The 24,742-nt window shown below is 73.1% G+C and carries 21 protein-coding genes; 17 read left to right on the top strand and 4 right to left on the bottom strand.

Annotated features, from left to right (window positions below; all coding sequences use genetic code 11):
• The first annotated feature begins 55 nt into the window (after positions 1–55).
• Positions 56–1,267 carry a DNA polymerase IV gene (gene dinB, locus K1X13_RS02660; RefSeq protein WP_221023485.1) on the top strand — a complete coding sequence of 404 codons (1,212 nt, stop codon included), beginning with the start codon at positions 56–58 and terminating at the stop codon, positions 1,265–1,267.
• A 179-nt stretch (positions 1,268–1,446) separates the two neighbouring features.
• Positions 1,447–1,833 (top strand): VOC family protein, encoded by a 387-nt coding sequence (locus K1X13_RS02655; RefSeq protein WP_221023484.1) that lies wholly within the window; start codon positions 1,447–1,449, stop codon positions 1,831–1,833.
• A 90-nt stretch (positions 1,834–1,923) separates the two neighbouring features.
• Here K1X13_RS02655 and K1X13_RS02650 read toward each other — a convergent pair whose 3' ends face one another.
• On the bottom strand, positions 1,924–2,655 hold the full coding sequence (locus K1X13_RS02650; protein ID WP_221023483.1) for a L,D-transpeptidase family protein: 732 nt from the start codon (positions 2,653–2,655) through the stop codon (positions 1,924–1,926).
• A 339-nt stretch (positions 2,656–2,994) separates the two neighbouring features.
• Between K1X13_RS02650 and K1X13_RS02645 the strand changes: the two genes are divergently transcribed.
• Complete coding sequence (locus K1X13_RS02645; protein ID WP_221023482.1) at positions 2,995–3,447, top strand: SCO2097 family morphological protein; 453 nt, start codon at positions 2,995–2,997, stop codon at positions 3,445–3,447.
• A gap of 134 nt (positions 3,448–3,581) precedes the next feature.
• On the opposite strand, the gene K1X13_RS02640 is transcribed toward K1X13_RS02645, so the two are convergent.
• The 3 genes from K1X13_RS02640 to K1X13_RS02630 are packed head-to-tail and all read right to left on the bottom strand — an operon-like array spanning position 3,582 to position 8,309.
• Positions 3,582–5,999, bottom strand: coding sequence for a transglutaminase TgpA family protein (locus K1X13_RS02640; protein WP_221023481.1), 2,418 nt, complete (start codon positions 5,997–5,999; stop codon positions 3,582–3,584).
• Positions 5,996–7,294, bottom strand: coding sequence for a DUF58 domain-containing protein (locus K1X13_RS02635; RefSeq protein WP_221023480.1), 1,299 nt, complete (start codon positions 7,292–7,294; stop codon positions 5,996–5,998). Before K1X13_RS02635 ends, K1X13_RS02640 begins: the two co-directional genes overlap by 4 nt.
• A 13-nt stretch (positions 7,295–7,307) precedes the next feature.
• Positions 7,308–8,309 (bottom strand): AAA family ATPase, encoded by a 1,002-nt coding sequence (locus K1X13_RS02630; protein ID WP_221023479.1) that lies wholly within the window; start codon positions 8,307–8,309, stop codon positions 7,308–7,310.
• 453 nt (positions 8,310–8,762) lie between these two features.
• Between K1X13_RS02630 and mraZ the strand changes: the two genes are divergently transcribed.
• The 14 genes from mraZ to ftsZ all read left to right on the top strand — a co-directional run bounded on the left by mraZ (position 8,763) and on the right by ftsZ (position 24,727).
• Positions 8,763–9,194 (top strand): division/cell wall cluster transcriptional repressor MraZ, encoded by a 432-nt coding sequence (mraZ, locus tag K1X13_RS02625; RefSeq protein WP_221023478.1) that lies wholly within the window; start codon positions 8,763–8,765, stop codon positions 9,192–9,194.
• A gap of 200 nt (positions 9,195–9,394) precedes the next feature.
• Positions 9,395–9,547, top strand: coding sequence for a hypothetical protein (locus K1X13_RS02620; RefSeq protein WP_221023477.1), 153 nt, complete (start codon positions 9,395–9,397; stop codon positions 9,545–9,547).
• Positions 9,548–9,557: 10 nt separating this feature from the next.
• Complete coding sequence (gene rsmH / locus K1X13_RS02615) at positions 9,558–10,523, top strand: 16S rRNA (cytosine(1402)-N(4))-methyltransferase RsmH (RefSeq protein ID WP_221023476.1); 966 nt, start codon at positions 9,558–9,560, stop codon at positions 10,521–10,523.
• Entirely contained in the window at positions 10,520–11,155 is a 636-nt protein-coding gene (gene ftsL, locus K1X13_RS02610; protein ID WP_221023475.1) for a cell division protein FtsL, read from the top strand. Before rsmH ends, ftsL begins: the two co-directional genes overlap by 4 nt.
• A 119-nt stretch (positions 11,156–11,274) precedes the next feature.
• Complete coding sequence (locus K1X13_RS02605; RefSeq protein WP_221023474.1) at positions 11,275–12,957, top strand: peptidoglycan D,D-transpeptidase FtsI family protein; 1,683 nt, start codon at positions 11,275–11,277, stop codon at positions 12,955–12,957.
• A gap of 19 nt (positions 12,958–12,976) precedes the next feature.
• Complete coding sequence (locus K1X13_RS02600) at positions 12,977–14,506, top strand: UDP-N-acetylmuramoyl-L-alanyl-D-glutamate--2,6-diaminopimelate ligase (RefSeq protein WP_308249348.1); 1,530 nt, start codon at positions 12,977–12,979, stop codon at positions 14,504–14,506.
• Positions 14,503–15,924 carry a UDP-N-acetylmuramoyl-tripeptide--D-alanyl-D-alanine ligase gene (locus K1X13_RS02595; protein ID WP_221023473.1) on the top strand — a complete coding sequence of 474 codons (1,422 nt, stop codon included), beginning with the start codon at positions 14,503–14,505 and terminating at the stop codon, positions 15,922–15,924. Before K1X13_RS02600 ends, K1X13_RS02595 begins: the two co-directional genes overlap by 4 nt.
• The gene (mraY, locus tag K1X13_RS02590; RefSeq protein ID WP_221023472.1) at positions 15,921–16,991 is read left to right on the top strand and encodes a phospho-N-acetylmuramoyl-pentapeptide-transferase; all 1,071 of its coding nucleotides are present in this window, start codon (positions 15,921–15,923) and stop codon (positions 16,989–16,991) included. Before K1X13_RS02595 ends, mraY begins: the two co-directional genes overlap by 4 nt.
• A 49-nt stretch (positions 16,992–17,040) precedes the next feature.
• Positions 17,041–18,489 (top strand): UDP-N-acetylmuramoyl-L-alanine--D-glutamate ligase, encoded by a 1,449-nt coding sequence (gene murD, locus K1X13_RS02585; protein ID WP_221023471.1) that lies wholly within the window; start codon positions 17,041–17,043, stop codon positions 18,487–18,489.
• A gap of 55 nt (positions 18,490–18,544) precedes the next feature.
• Complete coding sequence (ftsW, locus tag K1X13_RS02580; protein WP_308249347.1) at positions 18,545–19,798, top strand: putative lipid II flippase FtsW; 1,254 nt, start codon at positions 18,545–18,547, stop codon at positions 19,796–19,798.
• Positions 19,799–19,807: 9 nt separating this feature from the next.
• A complete protein-coding gene (gene murG / locus K1X13_RS02575; protein WP_221023470.1) occupies positions 19,808–20,884 on the top strand; it encodes an undecaprenyldiphospho-muramoylpentapeptide beta-N-acetylglucosaminyltransferase in 1,077 nt (358 codons plus the stop codon).
• A complete protein-coding gene (gene murC / locus K1X13_RS02570; protein ID WP_221023469.1) occupies positions 20,881–22,311 on the top strand; it encodes a UDP-N-acetylmuramate--L-alanine ligase in 1,431 nt (476 codons plus the stop codon). Before murG ends, murC begins: the two co-directional genes overlap by 4 nt.
• Entirely contained in the window at positions 22,298–23,074 is a 777-nt protein-coding gene (locus tag K1X13_RS02565) for a cell division protein FtsQ/DivIB (protein WP_221023468.1), read from the top strand. The genes murC and K1X13_RS02565 overlap by 14 nt, the downstream gene beginning before the upstream one ends.
• Positions 23,075–23,416: 342 nt before the next feature.
• Positions 23,417–24,727 (top strand): cell division protein FtsZ, encoded by a 1,311-nt coding sequence (gene ftsZ, locus K1X13_RS02560; RefSeq protein WP_221023467.1) that lies wholly within the window; start codon positions 23,417–23,419, stop codon positions 24,725–24,727.
• Positions 24,728–24,742: the final 15 nt, after the last annotated feature.

The raw sequence follows: 24,742 nt of genomic DNA, 5'->3' as shown, positions 1-24,742 counted from the left end.
CCGGCCCCGGGCCGTCCCCAGTCCGTCCCGTCCCCGGGGTCCCGGGGGTGCGGCGATGAGCCCGCGCGACCTGGCGGCGGCCTCCCGCGAGTGCCCGATCCTGCACGTGGACATGGACGCGTTCTACGCGTCGGTGGCCGTGCGCGACCGCCCCGACCTGCAGGACGTGCCGGTCATCGTGGGCGGCGGGCACCGCGGGGTGGTGCTGTCGGCGAACTACCTCGCCCGGGAGTACGGCGTCCGCTCGGCGATGCCGATGACCCGGGCCCGCCGGCTCTGCCCGCAGGCGGTGGTGATCCCGCCCGAGTTCGCGACCTTCACCGCCGTCTCCTCCTCGGTGATGGAGAACTTCCGCCAGGTCACCCCGCTCGTCGAGGCGCTCTCCCTCGACGAGGCGTTCCTCGACGTGTCGGGGTCGGTACGCCGGCTCGGGTCGCCGTACACCATCGCCGAGCAGCTGCGCGCCCGGATCTACGACGAGCAGGGGATCACCTGCTCGGTCGGGGTGGCGAGCACCGTCGCGGTCGCCAAGTTGGCGAGCCGGCGCGCCAAGCCCGACGGGGTGGTCGTGGTCCCGCCGCAGTCGGTGACCGCGTTCCTGCACCCGCTCGACGTCGGTGAGCTGTGGGGGGTGGGCGAGAAGACCACCCAGATGCTGAACCGGCTCGGGCTGATGACGGTCGGCGACATCGCGCACACCCCGCTGGCCACCCTGCAGCGGGCGGTGGGGGCCTCGCTCGGCGCGCAGCTGCACCAGCTCGCGTGGGGGCAGGACCGCCGGGTGGTCACCCCCCGCCGGGGGGCGGACGAGCCCGACAAGAGCATGGGCGCCGACGAGACCTTCGGCCGCGACACAGACGACCCCGAGGTGATCCTGCGCGAGATCCTCCGGCTGTCGGCGAAGGTCGCCGGTCGGATGCGCACCGCACGGGTGGCCGGCCGGACGGTGACGCTGCGGGTCCGGTTCGCCGACTTCACCACGATCACCCGCTCCCGCACCCTGGGCGACGCCACCGACGTGACCCAGGAGATCTACCAGACCGCGGCCGACCTGTTCACCGCGCTCGGGCTCCAGCGGGCCCGGCTCCGGCTGGTCGGGGTGCGGATGGAGGGGCTGCTGCCGCGCGCCGCGGTCCAGCGGCAGCTGGTGCTCGGCGCCCGCGAGAGCGGCTGGTCCGAGGCCGACCAGGCCGTCGACCGGGCCACGCTGCGCTTCGGGGCGCAGGCGGTCCGACCGGCCACCCTCCTCGGGGAGGGGAGGCCCTGACCTTCCCCGGGAGGCGCTCGCGCAGCTCTCGCTCGCGGAGCCGCGACGACCGGCTCGTCCTGCGGACGACGCTCGAGACCGCCGCCGACGTCGCCTGAGCGACGACCTGGGCGCGAGGGCGCCGATCCCGTGCCGCGGGAGGCCGGTTCTCCCTAGGCTGGGCCCATGGGAGCCGCCCGATGAGAGTCTCCGTTGTCCTCGACTGCCTCGACGCGCGCGGGCTCGTGGAGTTCTGGTGCGCCGCGCTCGGCTACGTCCACGCCGCCAGCGTCCCCGGCTTCGAGGTGCTCGAGCCGGCCGCCGGCGAGCCGCCCGGGCCGGTGCTCATCCTCCAGCAGGTCACCGAGCCGAAGGCCGGCAAGAACCGGATGCACCTCGACGTGCACCCGCCGTTCGGGCTCGGGGTGCCCGCCCTCGTGGACAGGCTGGAGAGCCTCGGCGGGCGCCGGGTCGGCGAGCCGGTCACCGACCTGCTCGACGACATCGGGGTCTGGTGGCAGCCGATGACCGACCCGGAGGGACACGAGCTCGACGTGGTGGCCGACCCCGGCCACCCCGCGCCGTGACGGCCGGCCGCGCCGTACGCCGGGTGGGACGACGAAGCGGGCCCCGGATGACTCCGGGGCCCGCTCCTGTGTGCGGTGGTGGGGGACCGGTCAGTCCCAGGCGCCGTACACGTGCACGTACAGCTTCTTGTCGTGCGTGAGGTTCCACAGCTGGCGCGCGTCCTCGACCCAGAAGTTGACGCAGCCGTGGCTGTGCCCGACCCACGGGTCCATCATGTTGCGCGAGCCGTGGAGCGCCTGGCCGCCCGAGAAGAACTGGGAGTACGGCATCGGCGCGCCGCCGAAGGTGCGGCTGCGGTGGTCGATGTCGCGCCACTGCACGGTGAAGTTCCCGGTGCGGGTCTGGGTGCTGTAGGAGCCGCCGCGGACCAGCCACGAGTTGTACAGCGAGCCGTGCTTGTACAGGTTGACCTGGTGCCGCTTGCGGTCGTAGCAGACGTGCCAGCCGTCGGTGCGGCAGACCTTCGGGACCGCGCCCTTGCCGCGGATGGTCCGCTTGATCAGGGGCGCCCAGGTGTTCGCGGTGACGCGGCCGGTGACCCTGAGCCCGAGCCTGCGCTGGAACTGCTTCACTGCCTGCTCGGTCTGCGGGCCGAACACGCCGTTGGGGGTCGCGTCGAGCAGGCCGAGCCAGCGCAGCCGGTACTGCACGTCGTACACGTGCTCGATGTTGTACTGGTCCTTGTCGACGTCGCCGCGGAACACCGGCTCGCGCGAGAACGGCGCGGTCAGGTCGACCGCGGCCTGCGCCGGCTGGGCGACCACGGCGGTGAGGCCGAGCCCCATCACCAGGGCAGCCACCACACTGAGCAATCTCTTCATGTAGGCCTCCGTGCCTGAGCCGGCGCGGACACCGGCGGTTTCCCCCGTTCGGCCAGGCCCTGTGCCCATCCGAGCGGTGTGTGCGCCCGAGCGGCACCCACAAAACGTGTCAAAGAATACGGCCACCGCGCGGGGTGCCCGCAGGGCGTCCGCGCGGACCCGACGTGTCGTGCCTCACGCGATGCCGGAGACCTGCCTCCGACCCACCCGTACCAAGGACGCCGCAGGTCCCGCCGAGGTTGCATTTGGTGCCGTGGTAGATGATTTTTTGGAGGTCGGGTACCGCGTGCCAGATGTGCTGCCTAGACTTGTTGCACGATCATTTTGCGGGAGGAAGCCGTGCCGCTCTCCGAAGAAGAGTTGCGTCTGCTCGAGCAGATGGAACGCGCGTTGGTGGCCGAGGACCCCAAGTTCGCCTCGGCGCTGAGGGGTACGTCGCTGCGCCGCAACGCCCGCCGCCGTGCCTATGTCGCCGGTGGGGTCTTCCTGGTCGGTGTCGTCGTGCTGATGACCGGTGCGGTCCTGCAGCAGACGCTGGTCGGCATCGTCGGTTTCGTGGTCATGCTCGGCTCCGCGGTGGTGGCCCTCACCGCCTGGAAGGGGCAGAACGCCGCGCCGAGCGCCGAGGAGCAGCGGGTCCTGCGGGACACCCCCGAGGGGGCCTTCGGGCTCAGCGTGATCGAGGGCGGCAAGACCAAGAAGCGTCCCCGCGGCAAGTCCGGCGGCCACCAGTCGATGATGCACCGGTTCGAGGAGCGGTGGCGCCGCCGGCGCGACAACAACGGCATGTAACCAGCCGGCATCCCCGGCACATCCCCACGACGTCCCAGGTCCCGCCCGGCAGCAAGCCGGAGCGGGACCTCTGCGTCTGCGAGGACGTGTCGCGCCGGCCGGGTGAGCCGCGCGCGGGCGTCGGCTCCGGCCGCCTACACCGCGTGGTCGACGCCGGGCTCGCCGATCGCCGGACCGGACGCCGCCCGCCGGCGGCGGGCGTCGCGCGAGGAACTCCGGTCGAACAGCGACGTCGGCCACCAGGTGGCCCGCAGCCGCCGCCGGCGGGACGCACCGTCACCCAGCGCCCCGACGACGAGCAGCACGTCGTCCTCGACACCGTCCTGGGCCTCCACCGCCCGGGCGTAGCGCGCCCGCTCGACGTACCGCACGAGCCGCTCCAGCGCGCGCGCCGCCTCCGGTGCGGCCTCGACGCCGGACGCCGGCGACCGGGTCTGCCGCTCCTCGGCGTCCGCTGCCGGAGCACCGAACGCCGCCGCCAGGGAGCGGGCCCGGGTACGCAGGGTGACCGAGTCGTCCCAGCCCAGGCCGAGGTCGAGGGCACTCGCGCGCAGCTCGGCCCAGGCCGCCTCCGCGACCCCCGCGGGCGTGGTCGCGGACGCCCAGCGCCGGCGCCGTACCCAGCCGCGGGCCGCGCGCGGCAGGACCGCCAGCCCCAGCGCCCCGAGCAGCACCAGCAGCCCGGTGAGCAGCTCCCGGCCGATGCCGCCGGAGCCGTTCGACCCGCCGGCGGCGCCCGCCTCGGGCGACGGGCTCGGCCGGTCGAAGTCGTCGGGGGCGCGCGTCGGCGCGGCCGCGGAGGGTGCGGCCGTGGGATCGACGCCCAGCTGCGCGTTCGTGTAGCTCGGCACGGACCTGGCGCGGTCCTGCGGGGTCGGCTCGAAGCGCAGCCAGCCGGTGCCATCGAAGTACATCTCCGGCCAGGCGTGCAGGTCGTGCGCGCTGTAGACGTAGTGGCCCTCCTCCACCTTGTCCGGGCGCAGGAAGCCGACCACCACCCGGGACGGGATGCCCAGGCTCCGGCCCATCACCGCCATCGACGCGGCGAACTGCTCGCAGTAGCCGACCCGGCCGTCGGGGCTCAGGAAGTCGAGCAGGTCGTCGGTGCTGTTGCCCGGTCCCCGCTCGGTGAGCGAGTAGCGGAAGCCGCCGTCCTCGCGGAACCAGTCCTGGAGCCGGACCGCCTTCTCGAAGCGGCTCGTCGCGCCGGCGGTCACCTCGCGGGCCAGGCGCGGCACCCGGTCGGACAGGTTGTCCGGCAGGTCGGTGTAGGGCGTGAAGATGTTCTCGGGCGAGGGGCCGGAGCTCGCGAGGGTGCTCGCGAGCGCCTCCACCTGGAGCGCCGAGAGGTCGTACTCCAGCCCGACGGTGCTCTGTCCCTCGGCGGCGCTGATGAAGTCGAAGGTGTCGGTGTCGTAGCGCCAGTCGCCGCGGGCCTCGATCGAGGACACCGGGTACGGCGCCGGCAGCCACTGCGAGTCGAAGGTGTCGCGGGCCCGGATCTGGAAGGTCACCTCCCGCCGCGTCACCCCCGAGCTCAGGCCGGGCGGTCGGGGGAGCCGGCCCTCGGCGCGCTGCTCCGCGGGGATCTCGCGGTCCGAGGGCTTCCAGGTCTCGCCGTCGAACGAGTCGAGCACCGAGACCCGCAGGTACGTCGGGTCGCCGGTGACCGTGTAGACGTCGAGGACGTCCACGTCGCGTCCGCGCACCAGGTCCCGCTTGAGGTCGGCCATCGGGTTGTCGATGGCCACCGCGTCGCCGTCCCCGTCCCCGCCGGGGCCGCTCCCGTCGAAGAGGGTGCCGCTGAAGGTCGGCACGAAGATCGGGACCAGCACGGCCAGCCCGGTCGCGGTGAGTCCGATCTTGCGGGCCGAGGCACGCACCGTCTCCGTGCTCACGCGGGTCCCGAGGGTGTCGAAGACCCGGTCGCTGTGGGAGATCTGGCGTCCCCAGTGGGACAGCCGCCGTCCCTCGTCGCCGGCGAGCAGGAACAGGAAGCTCATCGCCCCGGCGACGAAGCCCCACCACGGCACGCCGCCGTCGAGGATGGACGCGGGGGCGGTGTAGACCGCGAGGAGGGGGAGCCCGGCGACCGGCACCCGGCGCAGCCCGCAGGCGATGAAGTCGACCAGCACGACCGCGGCCGCACCGGTGACGATGAGCAGCGGGTAGATCTCCGGCACCGAGGCCGACACCGGCGCGGCGTAGCTCTGCGCGGCGGTGACGCTGTCACGGAGCACCTCGCCGAACCGGGCCATGGACTCGTCGGTGGGGATCCAGCCGCCGAGGGCGAGATCCTCCGCCCAGCGGTGGTGCAGCCACAGCGCGACCACCCCCGCCTGGCCCAGCGCGGTGAGCAGGCTGGGGACGCGTGCCGAGCGCAGCAGCATCCCGGTCGCCGCCACCAGCAGCCCCACGCCGAAGAGCGGGACCAGGAAGCCGCTGGGGCGCTCCACGAAGCCGGCCCAGGCCCACAGTGCGATCCACGTGGTGAGGGCGGCGAGGAGGGACGCCGAGGTGGTGCCCGGCCAGCCGAGGTGGACCTTGCTCACGACAGCCTCCCGCCGACCGAGCGGGGGACCCGGGCGCCCTTGCTGCGTCCGGCCACGCCGAGCTCCTGCCAGGTGGTCGAGACGGGGACGTCGGGCCGTGCGGTGGCCGCCTTCCAGCCGTGCGCCTTGAGCCAGGCGGCGCCCGGGCCGTCCTGGTCGCCGTCGGCGCGGGCGTCCCGGGTCCGCGCCCAGCGGTCGACGTCGAGGGCGACGGCCATCGCGCTCGCCGCGGAGTGACGCATCCGGGAGAGCGCGCCCTTGTCCTGGTCGTCGACGGCGCCGAGGACGGCGACGAGCAGGCCGGAGTGCCCGACGTCCTGGAGCCACCGCGTGTCCAGGTGCGTGCGGTCGACCTCGGTGACCACGGCGAGCGCCTCGAGCAGCGGGCCGGTCTCAGCCGCGACACCGCCGCGCTCGTGCCACGAGCCGCCCTGCTCCTCGCCGGCGGCGGTGACCAGCCGGACCACGAAGCCGCGCTGGACGAGGTGGACCGCGATGGACGCGGTGACCGACACCGCGTGCTCGAGGGAGGAGGCGGCACCGCTGCCGCGGTGGGTGGACCTCCGGTTGTCGAGGAACAGCGTGGCCCGGGACTGCCAGGGCTGCTCCTCGCGGCGCACCATCAGCTCACCGACGTGGGCGCTGCTGCGCCAGTGCACCCGGCGCAGGTCGTCGCCGCGACGGTACTCGCGCACGGTCACGTCCTCGGCGCTGCCGCTCGCGAACGCCCGCGGCCGGTTGTCCCCGGAGCCGGTCCAGGCCCCGGACAGCGGGATCGGGGGCAGCGGCGAGATCCGCGGCGTCACCACCAGGGACGTCGTGGAGTGGAAGGCGCGGGTCAGCTCCACCAGGCCGAACGGGTCGCTGAGCCGGACCGTCATCGGGCCGATGGAGAACTTCCCGCGGACGTCGGAGCGGACGACGTACCCCACCGTGCGGCGCCAGCGCGGACCCATCTTGTCGACCACGAAGCGGGGCCGGGTGCCGAGCACGTAGGGGAGCTGGTCCTCGAGCAGCAGGAGCCCCGTGGGCATCCGGCCGTCGTTGGTCAGGTCGAGCTGCACGCGCGCCTGCTGCCCGGCGGCCACCTGCGACGGGCTGACCGACCGGACCAGGCCCAGGCGGTACTTGCTGCGGCCGAGGAAGAATGCGGTCACCAGCGGCAGCAGCACCAGCAGCGCGCCGATCCGGAGCAGGTCCTCCTGGCCGAGGAGGATCGCGCAGACCGCCGCGGTGATCCCCGCGGCCAGGAACGCGCGACCCCGAGTGGTCATCGCGGAGAGTGCCTCGCGCATGTCCGGACCCCTGTCAGCCGCGTCGGCTCTCCGGCATCGCGACGCCGGCGATGATCTGGTTGAGGGCCACCTCGGTGGTGCGGCCGCTCATCGACGCCTCGACGGTGGGCAGCAGCCGGTGCGCGAGGACCTGCACGGCGAGGCCCTGCACGTCGTCGGGGATCACGTAGTCGCGGCCGGCCATCGCGGCGTACGCCTTGGCCGCCCGCACCAGGTGCAGGGTGGCGCGCGGGGAGGCGCCGAGCATCAGTTCGGGGGAGCGGCGGGTCGCGGTGGTCAGGGCGACCGCGTAGCGCTGCACGGGCTCGGCCACGTGCACCCGGTTGACGATGTCGATCAGCTTCCGGATCTCCCCGGCGTCGGTCACCGGCTCGAGGTCCTCGAGCGGGTTGCTGCGGGTGTGCGAGTCGAGCATCGCGATCTCCGCGGCCTCGACCGGGTAGCCCATCGAGACCCGGGCCATGAACCGGTCCCGCTGCGCCTCGGGCAGCGCGTAGGTGCCCTCCATCTCGATCGGGTTCTGGGTCGCGATCACCAGGAACGGAGCGTCGAGGTGGTACGTCGACCCGTCCACCGTGACCTGCCGCTCCTCCATGCACTCGAGGAGGGCGGACTGCGTCTTGGGGGAGGCGCGGTTGATCTCGTCGCCGACCACGATGTTGGCGAAGATGCCGCCGGGCCGGAACTCGAACTCGCGGGTGTCCTGGTTGAACACCGAGACGCCGGTGACGTCGGAGGGCAGCAGGTCGGGGGTGAACTGGATGCGGCGCACCGAGCAGTCGATGGAGCGGGCCAGCGTCTTGCTGAGCATGGTCTTGCCGACACCCGGGACGTCCTCGATGAGCAGGTGACCCTCGGCGAGCAGCACGACGATCGCGAGCCGCGCGACCTCCGGCTTGCCCTCGATCACCTTCTCGATGCTCGCCCGGATCCGGCCGGTGACCCGCGCCAGCGTGTCGAGGTCCGACCCTTCGGCCCGCCCCGCCCCGCTGGTCTGCTCGTGCACTGAGGTCACGTGTCCCTGCCTCCCGCCGGGTCCGCGGCCCTGGCCACGGACCTCCCCGTATTCGTGTCCCCATCCAACCCCATCGCTGCACCCCTGTCACCGAGACGAGGCAGCGGGCCGTCGAGTTCCCACCGGCCGGGCGGAGGGTGTCGCGGGGAGGCCGGTGGAGGACGGTCGACCGGGGTGGGGAGCGCCGGCGTCCTCCCTCCGCACCCCACTTCGCCCCACCTTTCCTCCCCACCGCCCCCCACCCCCGCCTCACCACCCCCGTGACCTGCGCTTTTCACCCGGGAGACCGGCCTGGCGCCCTCCGCCGGCTCCACCGCGAAACAGGCGTGAAGTTGCGTGTTTCGGGTTGATGGTGGAGCGAAGTGGAGTACTGTGGTGCGCAGTGGAGGAGAGGGAAGCGTTCGCCGGAGTTCTCACGGACTCCCGGCGGCCACAGAAGGGGGAGGTGTCACCGTGTTCTTCGGCACCTACACGCCCCGGCTCGACGACAAGGGCCGCCTCTTCCTCCCGGCGAAGTTCAGGGACGAGCTGTCGGAGGGTCTAGTGGTCACACGAGGTCAGGAGCGCTGCCTCTACGTGTGGTCGATGGAGGAGTTCGGCAAGCTCACCGAGCGGCTGCGTGAGGCCCCCGTGACGAACAAGGGCGCGCGTGACTACGTCCGCATGTTCTTCGCCGGCGCCTCCGACGAGACGCCCGACAAGCAGGGCCGGATCACGATCCCGCCGATGCTGCGCGACTACGCGTCGCTGTCCAAGGAGTGCATCGTCATCGGCGCGATGAACCGGATCGAGATCTGGGACGCCGCGTCGTGGCAGAGCTACTCCGACGAGCAGGAGCAGGCCTTCGCGGACCTGTCCGAGGAGGTGTTCCCCGGCGTGATCTGAGGACATGACGGTGAGTCGTAGGGCTTGGCCCACGTCCGCTCTCCTCTGTCATCTGGCGCACCTTCCCCGGTGCCAGAGGACAGCTTCCCAAGGACGAGCGGACGGGGACCTGGCCAGACGAATCCTTCCGAGTCGAGCAGAGCAGGACCAGCACCGCGCGGTGCTTCTCCACCCAGGATTCTCAGCAAGGGGTCGAAACCATGAGCGTCACCTTCTCCGGACAGCTGTCCGGCCAACCCACCAGGCGGGTCCGCCACGAGGTGCGCGACGGGCTCACCGTCATCGCCTTCTCGGCGGTCGCCTCCTCCGGCCTCGCACTCGCCCTCATGCTGCTCGTCCACCTGGGCGACTAGGCGCGAGGTCATGACGAGCCCCAGTCACGTCCCGGTCCTCCTCGACCGGGTCGTCGCGTTGGTCGCACCCCCGCTCCAGCAGCCGGGGTCGGTCATGGTCGACGCGACGCTCGGCCTCGGTGGGCACACCGAAGCCGTCCTCACCCGCTGCCCCGAGGCGCGGGTGATCGGCGTCGACCGCGACGTCCACGCCCTCGAGCGCAGCCGCGAGCGACTCGCCCCCTTCGGCGACCGGGTCACCTTCGCCCACGCCGTGTACGACGAGATCCCCGACGTGATCGCCGACCTCGGCCTCGACCACGTCGACGGGGTGCTGTTCGACCTCGGCGTCTCCTCCATGCAGCTCGACGTCCGGGAGCGCGGCTTCGCCTACGCCGAGGACGCCCCGCTCGACATGCGGATGGACGACACGACGGGGCTCACCGCCGCCGACGTCCTCAACACCTACCCGGTGGAGGAGCTGACCCGGATCCTCAAGCAGTACGGCGAGGAGCGGTTCGCCCGGCGGATCGCGGAGTCGGTCGTCCGGGAGCGCGAGCGCGAGCCGTTCACCCGGTCCGCGCGGCTCGTCGACCTGATCCGGGACGCCATCCCCGCTCCCGCCCGTCGTACCGGCGGCCACCCCGGGAAGCGCACCTTCCAGGCGCTGCGCATCGAGGTCAACGACGAGCTGTCGGTGCTGCGCCGGGCGATCCCCGCGGCGATGGGGTCGATCGGCGTCGGCGGCCGCGTGGTCGTCATGTCCTACCACTCGCTCGAGGACCGGCTCGTGAAGCAGGCCTTCACCGAGAAGACCCGCAGCGACCTGCCGCCCGACCTCCCGTTCGTCCCCGAGGGCCACGAGCCCGAGCTCCGCCTGGTCACCCGCGGCGCCGAGAAGGCGTCCGCCGAGGAGATCGCGGAGAACCCCCGAGCAGCATCGGTGCGCCTGCGCGCCGTTGAACGAGTCCGCACCAGCACTGGAGCCACCGCATGAGCACCCCTCTCAGCCAGGCACGCACACAGTTCCCCCGCCTCGCCGAGGCTGCCGTCGAGCGCGCCCGGCTGACCGTGGTGCCCCGCCGCACGCAGAAGGCGCCGCGGGTGCCGTTCGTGTCGCTGGTCTCGCTGCTGCTGGTCACGGGCGTGGTCGGCCTGCTGCTGTTCAACACGAGCATGCAGCAGTCGTCGTTCGTGGCCACCTCGATGGAGGAGCAGGCCACCGTGCTCGCCGCCAAGGAGGAGTCGCTGCAGATGCAGCTCGAGCAGCTGCGCGACCCCCAGCGCGTGGCCACCCGGGCCAAGCGGATGGGGATGGTGCCGGCGAGCAGCCCGGCGTTCATCCGGCTCTCCGACGGCGAGATCGTCGGCAAGCCGCTGCCCGCCGAGCCCGCCGACGGGATGCGGATCAACCCGCTGCCCACCGCGAAGCCCAAGTCGCTGCGCCCCGACCCGGTGATCGTCGAGATCGAGCAGCCCAAGGCCGTCCGGAAGGCCGACCGGAAGAGCGACCGTGCCGAGGCCGCCTCGGCAAACCGCGCCGACGCCGAGCGTGGCAACCGTGACGAGGCCCGCGAGGCAGGTACAAAGAAGCAGAAGCCGCAGCAGTCCCAGGGGAGGACGCGTTGACCCAGGGCACGCGCCCGCGCACGCCGGGCCCGTCCTCGCCCGGACCCTCGAGGCCCCGCCGCCGACCCGCGCGCGGCGCCGCGCTGGTCCGGCTGCGAGTCGGTTTCATCCTCATCGCCATGGTGGTCTCCGTCTTCGGGGCCCGGCTGTTCCAGCTCCAGGGCATCGACGCCAAGGCGTACGCCGCGCGCGCGGAGGCCGTGGGCCTGGAGACGGTGACCCTGCCCGCGACCCGCGGCACGATCACCGACCGCAACGGCGCGCCGCTCGCGGAGTCCCTCGACGGGCTGATGATCACCGCGAACCCCACGCTGAGCGCGCCCGACGCCGGGCCGATCGCCAAGATCGTCGCGAGCCGGCTCGACGTGGACTACTTCGAGGTGCTCGAGCGGCTGCGCAAGCCCGACACCCAGTTCCAGTACATCGCCCGCCGGGTGCCCGCCACCGAGGCGCGCGCCGTGGTCGCCGAGATCGAGAACCGCGGCTACACCGGGATCGACACCGAGCGCGACCCGGTCCGGGCCTACCCCGCCAAGGACGTGGCCGCGAACCTGCTCGGGTTCATGGGCACCGAGGGCGAGCCGCTCGCCGGCTTCGAGCTGATCTTCGACGACCTGCTGTCGGGCAAGGACGGCTCGGCGACGTACGAGATGGGCGGCGGGCAGAAGCTGCCGCTCGGCGACAACAGCGTCGTGGCGCCGGAGAACGGCTCCGACCTCCAGCTGACCATCGACCGCGACGTGCAGTGGTACACCCAGCGCGTGCTGCGTGAGGCCGTCCAGGGCTCCGGCGGAGAGTCCGGCGCCGCGGTGGTGCTCGACACGCGCACCGGGGAGACGCTCGCGCTCGCCGACCACCCGACCTTCGACGCCAACGAGCCGATGCTCTCCTCGCCGGCCGACCTCGGCACCCGGTCGGTCTCCGACGTCTACGAGCCTGGCTCGGTGGAGAAGGTGCTCACCGCCGCCGCGCTGCTCGACGCCGGCAAGGTCACCCCGGAGACCAAGATCCCGGTGCCCGCGGAGCTGCCCCGGCAGGACCGCGTCATCGGCGACTACTGGGACCACGGCCGGCTGCGGCTCACCCTGACCGGCGTGATCGCCAAGTCCTCCAACATCGGCACCGTCCTCGCCGCCGACGAGTTCTCCCCGGAGGAGCTGCACGGCTACCTGTCCAGCTTCGGGCTGGGGCAGAAGACCGGCTCGGGCATCCCCGGCGAGTCCCGTGGCCTGCTGCCCGCGTGGGAGGGCTGGTCGCAGATCAACCAGGACACCATCTCCTTCGGCCAGGGCGTCTCGGTCAACGCGCTCCAGATGGCCACCGCCGTCAACGCGATCGCCAACGGGGGAGTCCTGGTCCAGCCCAGCCTCGTGGAGGGGTCGGCGACGACCAGCGACGGCACCGAGGTCGGCACCGACACCACGACCGCCCGCCGGGTGATCAGCGAGCGGGCCGCGCGGCAGACCGCGGAGATGATGGAGGCGGTCACCGACCCCGAGGAGGGCACCGCGCCCGCCGCGGCCATCGAGGGCTACCGGGTGGCCGGCAAGACGGGCACCGCCCAGCGGGTCGGCGAGGAGTGCCAGTGCTACGACGGCACGTTCACCGTCTCGTTCGCCGGCTTCGCCCCCGCCGACGACCCCCGGTTCCTCGTGTACGTCGTGGTCCAGGACCCCAAGAACGACGGCGGCGGCGGCTCCATCGGCGGTCCGGCGTTCCACAAGATCATGAGCTACCTGCTGCGCAAGTACGCCGTGCCGCCCACCGGCGTGCCCGCCCCCGACCACCCCCTCGAATGGTGAGCGCAGGTAACCTTCCGGCGTGCCAGACGTGATCCCCGCGCGCCCCAGCGTGCCCCCGCAGACCGCCGTCGGCGCCGTCCGCGACTGGCTCGGAGCCGAGCTCGCCCGTGCCGGCGGGCACGGCGACTCCACGCTCGTCACCGGCCTGACCCTGAGCTCGCAGCGGGTCCGGCCCGGTGACCTGTACGCCGCGCTCCCCGGCGCCCGCGCGCACGGCGCGACCTTCGCCGCGGCCGCGGTGGAGGCCGGCGCGAGCGCCGTGCTCACCGACCCCGACGGCGTCGCGCTCTGCGACGGGCTCGACGTGCCCGTGCTCGTCGTACCCGCCCCGCGGGCGGTGCTCGGCGGCCTGGCCGCGCGGGTGTACGGCGAGCCCGCTCGTGACCTGCGCCTCGTCGCGGTCACGGGGACCCAGGGCAAGACCACCACCACCCGGCTCGCCGAGGGCGGCCTGCAGGCCTCCGGCGTCCCGGCCGCCGTGGTCGGCACCGTCGGCACCCGGATCGACGGGGTCGACGTGAGGACCACGCTGACCACGCCCGAGGCGCCGGACCTGCACGCGCTGTTCGCGGTCATGCGCGAGCGCGGCGTACGCGGCTGCGCGATGGAGGTCTCGAGCCACGCGCTGGTCATGGGCCGGGTCGACGGCGTCGTCTTCGACGTCGCCGCCTTCACCAACCTCGGACGCGACCACCTCGACTTCCACGCCACCGTGGAGGAGTACTTCGCCGCCAAGGCGTCCCTGTTCACCCCCGAGCGCGCGCGGCTCGGGCTGGTCAACGTCGACGACGAGTACGGCCGCCGGCTCGTCGGCGAGGCCACCATCCCCGTCCGTACGTTCTCCGCGGCCGGCGGCGAGGCCGACTGGACCGCGCTCGACGTCGCCCTCGAGCCCACCGGCTCGACCTTCACCGTGCGGGCCCCCGACGGGACCCGGTTCCCGGCGCACGTGCCGCTGACCGGCGACTTCAACGTCTCCAACGCGCTGTGCGCGATCGCGGCGCTGGGCGAGGCAGGCTTCGACCCCGCGGCGGTCGCCCGGGGCATCGCCACGTCCGGGGGAGTTCCCGGCCGCCTCGAGCAGGTCGACGCCGGCCAGGACTATCTCGCCGTCGTCGACTACGCCCACAAGCCGGACGCCGTGACCGCCGCCCTCAACGCGCTGCGCCCCCTCACCGCGGGTCGCCTCGTCGTGGTGCTCGGCGCCGGCGGCGACCGTGACCACGGCAAGCGGCCGATCATGGGTGAGATCGCGGCCAGGCTGGCCGACGTCCTGGTCGTCACCGACGACAACCCGCGCACCGAGGAGCCGGCAGCGATCCGCGCCGCCGTGCTCGAGGGCGCCGCCTCCGTGCCCGGGGGCGACCGCGCCGAGGTCCACGAGTGTGGGGACCGGCGCGAGGCGATCCGCCTCGCCGTCGGGCTCGCCGGCCCCGGCGACACCGTCGTGGTGGCCGGCAAGGGCCACGAGTCCGGCCAGGAGGTGCACGGCACCGTGCACCCGTTCGACGACCGCACCGTCCTCCTCGAGGAGATGACCCGCCGATGATCCCGCTCACCCTCCCGGAGCTCGCCGCCGTCGTCGGCGGCGAGGTCCACGACGACACCGGTGTCACCGTCACCGGGCCCGCCTTCGTGGACAGCCGTGTCGCCGAGCTCGGCGGGCTGTTCGTCGCCTTCGCGGGGGAGCACGTCGACGGGCACGCCTACGCGGCCGCCGCCCTCGAGGCCGGGGCCGCCGCCGTGCTGGGCACCCGCCCGGTCGGCCTGCCCGCCGTCGTGGTCGCCGACCCGCTCGACGCGCTCGGCCGCCTGGCGCGGCACGTGCTCGCCCGGCTGCCGCAGGTCCGGGTGGTCGCGCTGACCGGCTCCCAGGGCAAGACCAGCACCAAGGACCTGCTGGCCGGGGTGCTCGCGGAGTCCGGCACCACCGTCGCCACCGCCGGGTCGTTCAACAACGAGATCGGCCTGCCGTTGACCGTGCTCCGCGCGGACGCCGCCACCGAGAACCTCGTGCTCGAGATGGGCTCCCGCGGCATCGGCCACCTCCGCGACCTGTGCGCGGTCGCGCCGCCGCTGGTCTCGCTCGTGCTCAACGTCGGCAAGGCGCACATCGGCGAGTTCGGCAGCCAGGAGGCCATCGCCCAGGCCAAGGGCGAGCTCGTCGACGCGCTGACCGAGGAAGGGACCGCGGTCCTCAACGCCGACGACCCGCTGGTGCTCGCCATGGCGGGACGGTCCCGCGGCGCGGTGCTCACCTTCGGGGAGAGCGCCCGCGCCGACGTACGCCTGGAGAACCTGACCCTCGACGAGCTCGGCCGGCCCCGGTTCGACCTCGTGACGGGCACCCAACGCGCCCACGTCGAGATGCGGCTCGTGGGGGAGCACCACGCCCTCAACGCCACCGCCGCGGCCGCGACCGCGCTCGCGCTCGGGGTCCCGCTCGCCGACTGCGCCCGGGCGCTCACCGCCGCCCGCGCCTCGCGCTGGCGGATGGAGGTGCACGAGCGCGCCGACGGCGTGACCGTGATCAACGACGCCTACAACGCCAACCCCGACTCGATGCGGGCCGCGCTCAAGGCCCTCGCGGCCGTCGGCCGCGGCCGCGGCCCGGACACCCGCACCGTCGCGGTGCTGGGAGAGATGCGCGAGCTCGGCGAGTCGAGCCGGGACGAGCACGACGCCCTCGGCAGGCTGGCCGTGCGCCTCGACATCCACCAGCTCCTCGTCGTCGGCGAGCCGGCCCGCCCGATGCACCTCGGGGCCTGCCTCGAGGGCTCGTGGGGCGAGGAGTCGGTCTTCGTCGAGGACAACGCCCACGCACTCGCGTGGCTGCGGGAGCACGTGGCTCCCGGGGACGTCGTCCTGCTCAAGGCCTCCCGGGCAGCCGCCCTGGAGACCGTCGCCGAGGCCCTGCTGGCCGACGACCCCGGGCAGGACCCCGGACCGAAGGAGTCACCCCGATGAGAGCGATCCTGCTCGCCGGCGGGCTTTCGCTGATCCTCACGCTGCTCGGCACCCGGGTGGCGATCCGCGTGCTGGTGGCCAAGGGCTACGGCCAGCTGATCCGTGACGACGGGCCGACCACCCACCACACCAAGCGCGGCACGCCCACCATGGGCGGGCTGGTGATCATCCTCTCGGTGGTGCTCGCGTACTTCATCGCCAAGCTGCTCACCCAGGACTGGCCCTCGGCGTCCGCGCTGCTGCTGCTCTTCCTGTTCGTGGGGCTCGGCACGGTCGGCTTCCTCGACGACTACATCAAGATCGCCAAGCAGCGCAGCCTCGGGCTGCGCAGCAAGGCGAAGATGGCCGGCCAGACGCTGGTGGCGGTGGTCTTCGGGCTGCTCGCGCTGCACCCTGCCCTGGCCGACAGCCGCGGTGAGACCCCGGCCTCGCGGGCGATCTCCTTCATCCGGGACTTCCCGGCGCTGACCCTGCCGAGCGTCGTGGTCATCGTCTTCATCATGTTGATGATCGCCGGCGCCAGCAACGGCGTGAACCTCACCGACGGCCTCGACGGCCTCGCCACCGGCGCGTCGACGATGGTCTTCGGCGCCTACACGCTGGTCAACATCTGGCAGAACAACCAGTGGTGCCAGATCGCCCCCGGCCCGGCCTGCTACGAGGTGCGCGACCCGCTCGACCTGGCCGTGGTCGCCTCGGCGCTCACCGGTGCCTGCTTCGGGTTCCTGTGGTGGAACGCGTCCCCGGCGAAGATCTTCATGGGCGACACCGGGTCGCTCTCGCTCGGCGGCGCGCTGGCCGGGCTGGCGATCCTCACCCGCACCGAGCTGCTGCTGCTCATCGTGGGCGGCCTGTTCGTGCTGATCACGCTCTCGGTCATCCTCCAGGTCGGCTACTTCAAGGCGACCAAGGGCAAGCGGCTCTTCCGGATGGCCCCGCTGCAGCACCACTTCGAGCTCAAGGGCTGGGCCGAGGTCACCATCGTGATCCGGTTCTGGATCATCTGCGGGCTCTGCGTCGCCGCGGGCCTCGGCGTCTTCTACGCGGAGTGGGTGGCAGGAGCATGAGCACGCCCCGCACGTCCTCGCCGCGCCCACACCTCGGAGGGGACCCCGCATGAACAAGCCCGACCTGGAGCGGCTCGGCCGCCTCGACGCCTGGGACGGCGTATGCGCCGTCGTGGCCGGCATGGGCGTCTCCGGCTTCGCCGCCGCCGACAACCTCACCCACCAGGGCGCGCACGTGACCGCGCTCGACGAGTCCGACGCCGGCGACCGCGGCGAGAAGGGCACCCTCCTCGAGATCCTCGGCGCGGACGTCCGGCTCGGCCCCGGGTCGACCGCGCAGCTGCCCGACGACGTCGACGTCGTGGTCACCTCGCCCGGCTGGTCGCCCTCGGCGCCGCTGCTGGCCCAGGCCGCCGCGCGCGGCATCCCGGTCTGGGGGGAGGTCGAGCTCGCCTGGCGGCTGCGCGACCCGAACCACCCCGCGCCGTGGCTCGCGGTCACCGGCACGAACGGCAAGACCACCACCGTCCAGATGCTCGACTACATCCTGCGTGCGCACGGCCTGCGCAGCGTGGCCTGCGGGAACGTCGGCCTGCCCATCGTCGAGGCGGTGATGGACCCGACGCCGTACGACGTGTTCGCGGTCGAGCTCTCCAGCTTCCAGCTGCACTACACGCACTCGATGGCCGCCGAGTCCGCCGTCGTGCTCAACGTCGCCGAGGACCACCTCGACTGGTACGCCTCCATGGCCGACTACACCGCCGACAAGGGCCGCATCTACGAGCGGGCCGAGCGGGCCTGCGTCTACAACGTCGCGGACCCGGTGACCGAACGGCTGGTCCGCGAGGCCGACGTGCAGGAGGGCTGCCGCGCCGTCGGCTTCACCCTGGGCACGCCCCAGGTGGGCATGGTCGGCCTGGTCGAGGATGTGCTGGCCGACCGCGCCTTCGTCGAGGAGCGGCAGACCAGCGCCGCGGAGCTGTGCACGGTGGGCGACCTCGCCTCCGACGCGCCGCACTTCGTCGCCAACGCGCTGGCCGCGGCCGCCCTCGCCCGCTCGCACGGGGTGCCGCCGGTGTCGGTCCGCGACGGGCTGCGCGCCTTCGAGCCAGACGGGCACCGGATCGCGCTGGTCGACACCGTCGACGACGTGCGCTACGTCGACGACTCCAAGGCCACCAACCCGCACGCCGCGCAGTCGTCGCTGATGGCCTACGAGCCCGTCGTGTGGGTCGCGGGCGGGCTCGCCAAGGGCGCCCGGTTCGACGACCTGGTGCGGGCCGCGAAGGACCGGCTGCGTGCCGTCGTCCTGCTCGGCCGGGACCGCGATGTGATCGCCGACGCGCTTGCGCGACACGCCCCCGATGTCCGCGTCATCGCGATCGAGGGCGGGGACACTGACGTGATGGACCGCGTGGTCGGAGCGGCGGCGGACCTGGCCCAGCCAGGCGACACCGTGCTGCTCGCCCCGGGCTGCGCGTCCATGGACATGTTCGCGAACTACGGGGCGCGAGGCGACGCGTTCGCCGCCGCCGTGCACCGGCTCCGCGAACGCTAGGGGCCGCCGGGACCGCCCGCGGCCCGCGACGGTACGACGGGCAGAAGGGCTGGATGTGACCACGACGGCAGGGCAGCAGCGCAGGCAGGGCGCGGTCGCCGGCTGGGTGGCCGCGACGAAGCACGCGCTCGACCGGCCGCTCACGTCGTACTACCTGCTGCTCGGGGCCTCCACGCTGCTGCTCACCATCGGGCTGATGATGGTGCTGAGCGCCTCGAGCGTGTACTCCTACACGCAGTACGACGGCAACAGCTACTACGTCTTCTTCCGCCAGCTCACCTGGGTCGTGCTCGCGCTGCCCATCGCGTTCGTCGCGTCGCGGCTGCCGCACCGCCTGATCCGGGGTCTGGCCTGGCCCGGCCTCGCCGTCTCCACGGTCCTGCTGGTGCTCACCCAGGTGCCCGGCCTCGGCCGGGAGGTCAACGGCAACACCAACTGGCTCGCGCTGGGGCCGCTGACGATCCAGCCGTCGGAGATCGCCAAGCTCGCGATCATCCTGTGGTGCGCCGACCTCTACGCCCGCAAGGAGCGGCTGCTGGGGGACTGGAAGCACACGCTGATCCCCGTCCTCCCCGTCACCGGCCTGCTCACCCTGCTCGTGATCAAGGGCGGCGACCTCGGCACCGCCCTTGTGCTCTTCGCGATCATCCTCGGCATGCTCTGGGTGGTCGGCGCCCCGGCCCGGCTGTTCGGCGGGGCGCTGCTCGTGGTGGCGGTGCTCGCCCTCTGGCTGGCCAGCACCAGCGCCGAGCGCCTGGAGCGGCTGACCAACTTCGCCGACCCGTTCAAGAACTACGAGGGCGCCGGCTGGCAGGCCGCGCACGGCCTCTTCGCGATGTCGAGCGGCGGCTGGTTCGGCAAGGGCATCTCCGCCAGCCAGCAGAAGTGGGGCAGCCTCCCCGAGGCGCACACCGACTTCATCTTCGCGGTGCTCGGCGAGGAGCTCGGCCTGGTCGGCACCCTGCTCGTGCTCGCGCTGTTCCTCACCATCGCCTACGCCGGGATCCGGGTCGCCACGCGTACCACCGACCCGTTCGTGCGCTACATGGCCGCCGGCATCACGATCTGGCTGACGGTGCAGATGATGATCAACGTGGGCATGGTGCTCGCGCTGCTGCCGGTCATCGGCATCCCGCTCCCGCTCGTGTCCTACGGTGGGTCTGCGCTGCTGCCGTCGCTGGTGGCGCTCGGGCTGCTGGTGTCCTTCGCCCGCTCCGAGCCCGGGGCCGCGGCAGCGCTCAAGGCCAAGCGGCGGCGGCGTACCGCGGGGGTGACCGCCAACGGCGGACTGTCGAGACGAGGAAAGTAGAAAACTCTGATGCGCGTTCTCCTGGCCGGGGGTGGCTCGGCGGGGCACACCTCGCCGCTCCTGGCGACTGCCGATGCCCTGCGACGGGCCGACCCGTCGGTGGAGGTCACCGCCCTCGGGACCCCGCGCGGGCTCGAGGTGCGGGTGGTGCCCGAGGCCGGCTACCCGCTCGAGCTGATCCCGCCGGTCCCGCTGCCCCGCAAGCCCTCGGGTGACCTGCTCCGGGTGCCCGGCCGGCTCAGGAGCGCGGTGAGCGCCGCGCTCGACGTGGTCGACCGGGTCCGCCCCGACGTGGTGGTCGGCTTCGGCGGCTACGTGTCGGTGCCGGCGTACCTCGCCGCCCGCCGCCGCCGGCTGCCCCTGGTCGTGCACGAGGGCAACGCGCTGCCGGGCATCGCCAACAAGCTCGGCGCCCGGATGACCACGCACGTCGCCACCAGCTTCCCCGAGACACCGCTGCGGCACGCCAGCTACCTCGGCCTGCCGATCCGCCGGATGATCTCCACGCTCGACCGGCCGGCGATGCGCGCCGAGGCGCGGGCCACCTTCGGGCTGGACCCCGACCGTCCGACCCTGCTGGTCACCGGCGGCTCCCAGGGCGCCCGCCGCCTCAACCAGTCCGTGTCCGCCGGGCAGCGTGCGCTCGCCGACGCCGGCGTCCAGGTGCTGCACGTGGCCGGGCCGTCCGGTGAGGTGAGCGTCGAGCGCCGCGACGGCGACCCGGCGTACGTCGTGGTGCCGTACGTCGACCGGATGGACCTCGCCTACGCCGCGGCCGACCTCGTGGTCTGCCGCGCGGGCGCCAACACGGTCACCGAGGTGTCGGCCGTGGGCCTGCCGGCCGTGTTCGTGCCGCTGCCGATCGGCAACGGGGAGCAGGACCTCAACGCCCGCCCCGTGGTCGACGCCGGCGGCGGGCTGCTGGTGCAGGACGGCGCGTTCACCCCCGAGTGGGTGCGGGCGACCCTGCCCACGCTGCTCGGCGACCGGGCGCGGCTGGAGACGATGTCGGCCGCGGCCTCGGACCTGATCCCGCGCGACGCCGACGAGCGGCTCGCGGCGATGGTGACGGCGGCGGTCCGGTGATCGTCCCCGTCCCCGACGAGCTGCTCCCCGCCGACCGGCTCGGCCGCGTCCACTTCGTCGGCATCGGCGGCGCCGGCCTGTCCGGCATCGCCCGCATCATGCTGGCCCGCGGCATCACCGTGAGCGGCTCCGACGCCAAGGAGTCCCGCACGATCGAGGCGCTGCGCGCGCTGGGCGCCCGCTGCGACATCGGCCACGACGCCTCCCACGTGCGCGACGTCGACACGCTCGTGGTGTCGACCGCCGTACGCGAGGACAACCCCGAGGTCGTCGAGGCGCGCCGGCAGGGGCTGCGACTGCTGCCGCGCTCGGCGGCGCTGGAGTCGGTGATGCAGGGCCGCCGCGTGGTCGCGGTGGCCGGCACGCACGGCAAGACCACCACCACGTCGCTGCTGACCGTGGCCCTCCAGCACTGCGCGGCCGACCCGTCCTTCGCGATCGGCGGGGAGCTGAACGAGTCCGGCTCCAACGCCCACGACGGGAGCGGCGACCTGTTCGTCGCCGAGGCCGACGAGAGCGACGGCGCGTTCCTCGTCTACTCGCCGTACGCCGCGCTGGTCACCAACGTGGAGGCCGACCACCTCGACAACTGGGGCACGGAGGAGGCCTACCACGCCGCCTTCACCGACTTCCTCGACCGGATCTCGCCCGATGGGTTCCTGGTCGCCTGCGTCGACGACGACGGCGCCGCGGACCTGGTGCGCCAGGCCCGCGAGCGCGGGATGACCGCGGTCGGCGTGGGCGAGTCGCCCGAGGCCGACCTCCGCGCCGAGGGCCTGGTCTTCGCCGGCTCCACCTCGACCTTCACCGTGGTCGACCGCGGCCGGCGGCTGGGGGAGGTCTCCCTGCAGATCCCGGGCCGGCACTACGTGCTCGACGCGCTGGCGGCGCTCGCGGCCGGGCTGCGGCTGGGGTTCTCCTTCACCGACCTGCGCCGCGGCCTGGAGGCGTTCAGCGGCACCCGCCGCCGGATGGAGCTCAAGGGCGAGGTCGGCGGGATCCGGGTGTACGACAGCTACGCCCACCACCCCAACGAGATCGCCGGCGACCTCCAGGCGGCCCGCTCGGTCGTGGGGGAGGGGCGCCTCGTGGTGGCCTTCCAGCCGCACCTGGTGTCGCGGACCAAGATCTTCGGCGCCCAGATGGGCGAGGCGCTCGGCGCGGCCGACGAGGTGGTCGTGATGGACGTCTACGTGGCTCGCGAGGACCCCGAGCCCGGGGTCAACGGCGCGATGGTCGCCTCGCACGTGCCGCTGCCCGCGGACCGGGTGGTCTTCGAGCCGTCCTGGTCCGCGACGCCGCAGCGGCTCGTCGAGCGGGCCCGGCCCGGCGACGTGGTGCTGACCCTCGGCGCCGGGGACGTGACCCTGGTCGGCCCCGAGGTGCTGGTGCTGCTCGCGGAGAGGTCGGGCGATGCTGCGGGCTAGGCCGGACTCCCGCGCGGAGCAGGGCGGCGAGGACCAGGACGAGCAGACCGTCCGGGTCGCGCGGCGACGCTTCGCGCGCCGGCAGTGGGCGCGCCGCTGGCTCGCCTGGCGCCCGATCCTGGTGGCGCTGCTCCTGCTCGGCCTCGCCGGCGCCGCCGGGTGGCTGGTGCTCTTCTCCTCGACCCTGGCCGTGGCCTCGGTCCGCGTGACCGGCACCGACGTGCTGGACACGGCGGAGGTCCGCCGCACCGCAGCGGTCCCGCTCGGGGAGCCCCTTGCGACCGTCGACCTCGACGCGATCGCCGCGCGGGTCGAGGGGCTCGCGCCCACCCAGTCGGTGGACGTGTCCCGGGCCTGGCCCGACACGGTCCGGATCGCGGTCCAGGAACGGGTCGCGGTCGCGGTGGTCGAGCGGGAGGGGATCGTCCGCGGCCTCGACGACGAGGGGGTGCTGTTCCGCAGCTACCCGTCGAAGCCCGCCGGGCTGCCCGTCGTACGCATGGCCGCGGCGACCCGGTCCGAGGCGCTCGCCGAGGCCGCGCTGGTGATCGACGCGCTGCCCGACGACCTGTCCGGCAAGGTCGACTACCTCGAGGTGCGCACCGTGGACACCATCTCGCTGGTGCTGCGCAACGGGCGCACGATCCTGTGGGGGAGCGCGGAGGACTCCGCGAACAAGGCGGAGGTGCTCGACGTGCTGCTGGACCGCAAGGCCCAGGTGTACGACGTCAGCGTCCCCGGCCAGCCCACCATCACCCGCTGACCCCGCCCGCGTCGAGGCGTCACTCGTTCGGCGTTGAGGCGTCAGTCGTGAGGCGTTGAGACGTCAGTCGTACGGCGTCGAGAGGGCACTCGTGCGCGGGCCGGGGCGCGCCACATGTCGGACGCCACGAAAAACAAGTACCGCGTGCCCCGCGTGTCGTTTGTTTCCTCCTGGGCCCACCGCCTACGTTGTCTTGCAAGCACGAGGTTGACATAACTATAACCCTCTACTTCAGGGTTAGGGTTCCCGGTTATCGACAGGCCTCGTGGCTACTTCCCCCACCGACGTACACCCCGTCTGCCTGCAAGCAGCAGGCAGCAAGAGCAGCGAGAGGCACCCGCCGTGGCAGCACCGCAGAACTACCTGGCCGTCATCAAGGTCGTGGGTATCGGTGGAGGTGGCGTCAACGCCGTCAACCGGATGATCGAGGTCGGCCTCAAGGGCGTCGAGTTCATCGCGATCAACACCGACGCCCAGGCACTCCTCATGAGCGACGCCGACGTCAAGCTCGACATCGGCCGCGAGCTCACCCGCGGGCTCGGCGCCGGAGCCAACCCCGAGGTGGGTGGCAAGGCCGCCGAGGACCACGCCGACGAGATCGAAGAGGTCATGAAGGGCGCCGACATGGTCTTCGTGACCGCCGGCGAGGGTGGTGGCACCGGCACCGGTGGCGCTCCCGTCGTGGCCCGGATCGCCCGCTCGCTGGGCGCCCTGACCATCGGTGTCGTCACGCGTCCGTTCGCCTTCGAGGGCCGTCGCCGCGCCAACTCCGCCGAGGAGGGGATCTCCCAGCTCCGCGAGGAGGTCGACACCCTCATCGTGATCCCCAACGACCGGCTGCTGTCGATCAGCGACCGGAACGTCAGCGTCCTCGACGCCTTCAAGCAGGCCGACCAGGTGCTGCTCCAGGGCGTCTCGGGCATCACCGACCTGATCACCACCCCGGGCCTGATCAACCTCGACTTCGCCGACGTGAAGTCGGTCATGGCCAACGCCGGCTCCGCCCTCATGGGTATCGGCTCGGCCCGTGGCGAGGACCGCTCGGTCGCGGCCGCGGAGATGGCGGTCTCCAGCCCGCTGCTCGAGGCGTCCATCGACGGCGCCCACGGCGTCCTGCTCTCGATCGCCGGCGGCTCCGACCTCGGCCTGTTCGAGATCAACGAGGCCGCCGCGCTCGTCGCGCAGTCCGCACACGCCGAGGCGAACATCATCTTCGGCGCGACCATCGACGACGCGCTCGGTGACGAGGTCCGCGTGACCGTCATCGCGGCCGGCTTCGACGGCGGCATGCCGAAGCGTCGCGACAGCGGCACCGTGCTCCGCCGCGAGCCGCAGCAGCAGTCGCAGTCGCAGGCGGAGACGCGGTCCGCCGCGCAGTCCTTCGCCTCGCAGCGGCCGGCGGCCAACCCCGGCCTCGCGACCCAGGGCGGCGTCAGCCACCAGCGGCCGCAGTCCGACGCCCCCGCGCAGCGTCCGGCCGCTCCGGCCGGCGAGCAGGGCGGCTACGGGTCGCGTCCGCAGCCGGGCCAGCAGGGTCAGGGTCAGCAGGGTCAGGGTCAGCAGAGCCAGCCGTCGCAGCCCGCCCCGCCGCGCCAGCCGCGTCAGGTGCAGTTCGACGACGACGACCTCGACGTGCCCGACTTCCTCAAGTAGGCGAGGGTCGCCGGT

The organism is Nocardioides jiangsuensis, from assembly GCF_019679455.1.
GTDB lineage: Bacteria > Actinomycetota > Actinomycetes > Propionibacteriales > Nocardioidaceae > Nocardioides_C > Nocardioides_C jiangsuensis.
Note: the sequence above shows the minus strand (reverse complement) of the source record. Positions and strands in the feature narration are given on the sequence as shown.

Bases quoted from the DNA above. Each gene is read 5' to 3' on its own strand.
- dinB (WP_221023485.1), top strand. From the start codon at position 56: ATGAGCCCGCGCGACCTGGCGGCGGCCTCCCGCGAGTGCCCGATCCTG.
- K1X13_RS02655 (WP_221023484.1), top strand. From the start codon at position 1,447: ATGAGAGTCTCCGTTGTCCTCGACTGCCTCGACGCGCGCGGGCTCGTG.
- K1X13_RS02650 (WP_221023483.1), bottom strand. From the start codon at position 2,655: ATGAAGAGATTGCTCAGTGTGGTGGCTGCCCTGGTGATGGGGCTCGGC.
- K1X13_RS02635 (WP_221023480.1), bottom strand. From the start codon at position 7,294: ATGCGCGAGGCACTCTCCGCGATGACCACTCGGGGTCGCGCGTTCCTG.
- K1X13_RS02620 (WP_221023477.1), top strand. From the start codon at position 9,395: ATGAGCGTCACCTTCTCCGGACAGCTGTCCGGCCAACCCACCAGGCGG.
- rsmH (WP_221023476.1), top strand. From the start codon at position 9,558: ATGACGAGCCCCAGTCACGTCCCGGTCCTCCTCGACCGGGTCGTCGCG.
- ftsL (WP_221023475.1), top strand. From the start codon at position 10,520: ATGAGCACCCCTCTCAGCCAGGCACGCACACAGTTCCCCCGCCTCGCC.
- K1X13_RS02605 (WP_221023474.1), top strand. From the start codon at position 11,275: ATGGTGGTCTCCGTCTTCGGGGCCCGGCTGTTCCAGCTCCAGGGCATC.
- K1X13_RS02595 (WP_221023473.1), top strand. From the start codon at position 14,503: ATGATCCCGCTCACCCTCCCGGAGCTCGCCGCCGTCGTCGGCGGCGAG.
- mraY (WP_221023472.1), top strand. From the start codon at position 15,921: ATGAGAGCGATCCTGCTCGCCGGCGGGCTTTCGCTGATCCTCACGCTG.
- murD (WP_221023471.1), top strand. From the start codon at position 17,041: ATGAACAAGCCCGACCTGGAGCGGCTCGGCCGCCTCGACGCCTGGGAC.
- murG (WP_221023470.1), top strand. From the start codon at position 19,808: ATGCGCGTTCTCCTGGCCGGGGGTGGCTCGGCGGGGCACACCTCGCCG.
- K1X13_RS02565 (WP_221023468.1), top strand. From the start codon at position 22,298: ATGCTGCGGGCTAGGCCGGACTCCCGCGCGGAGCAGGGCGGCGAGGAC.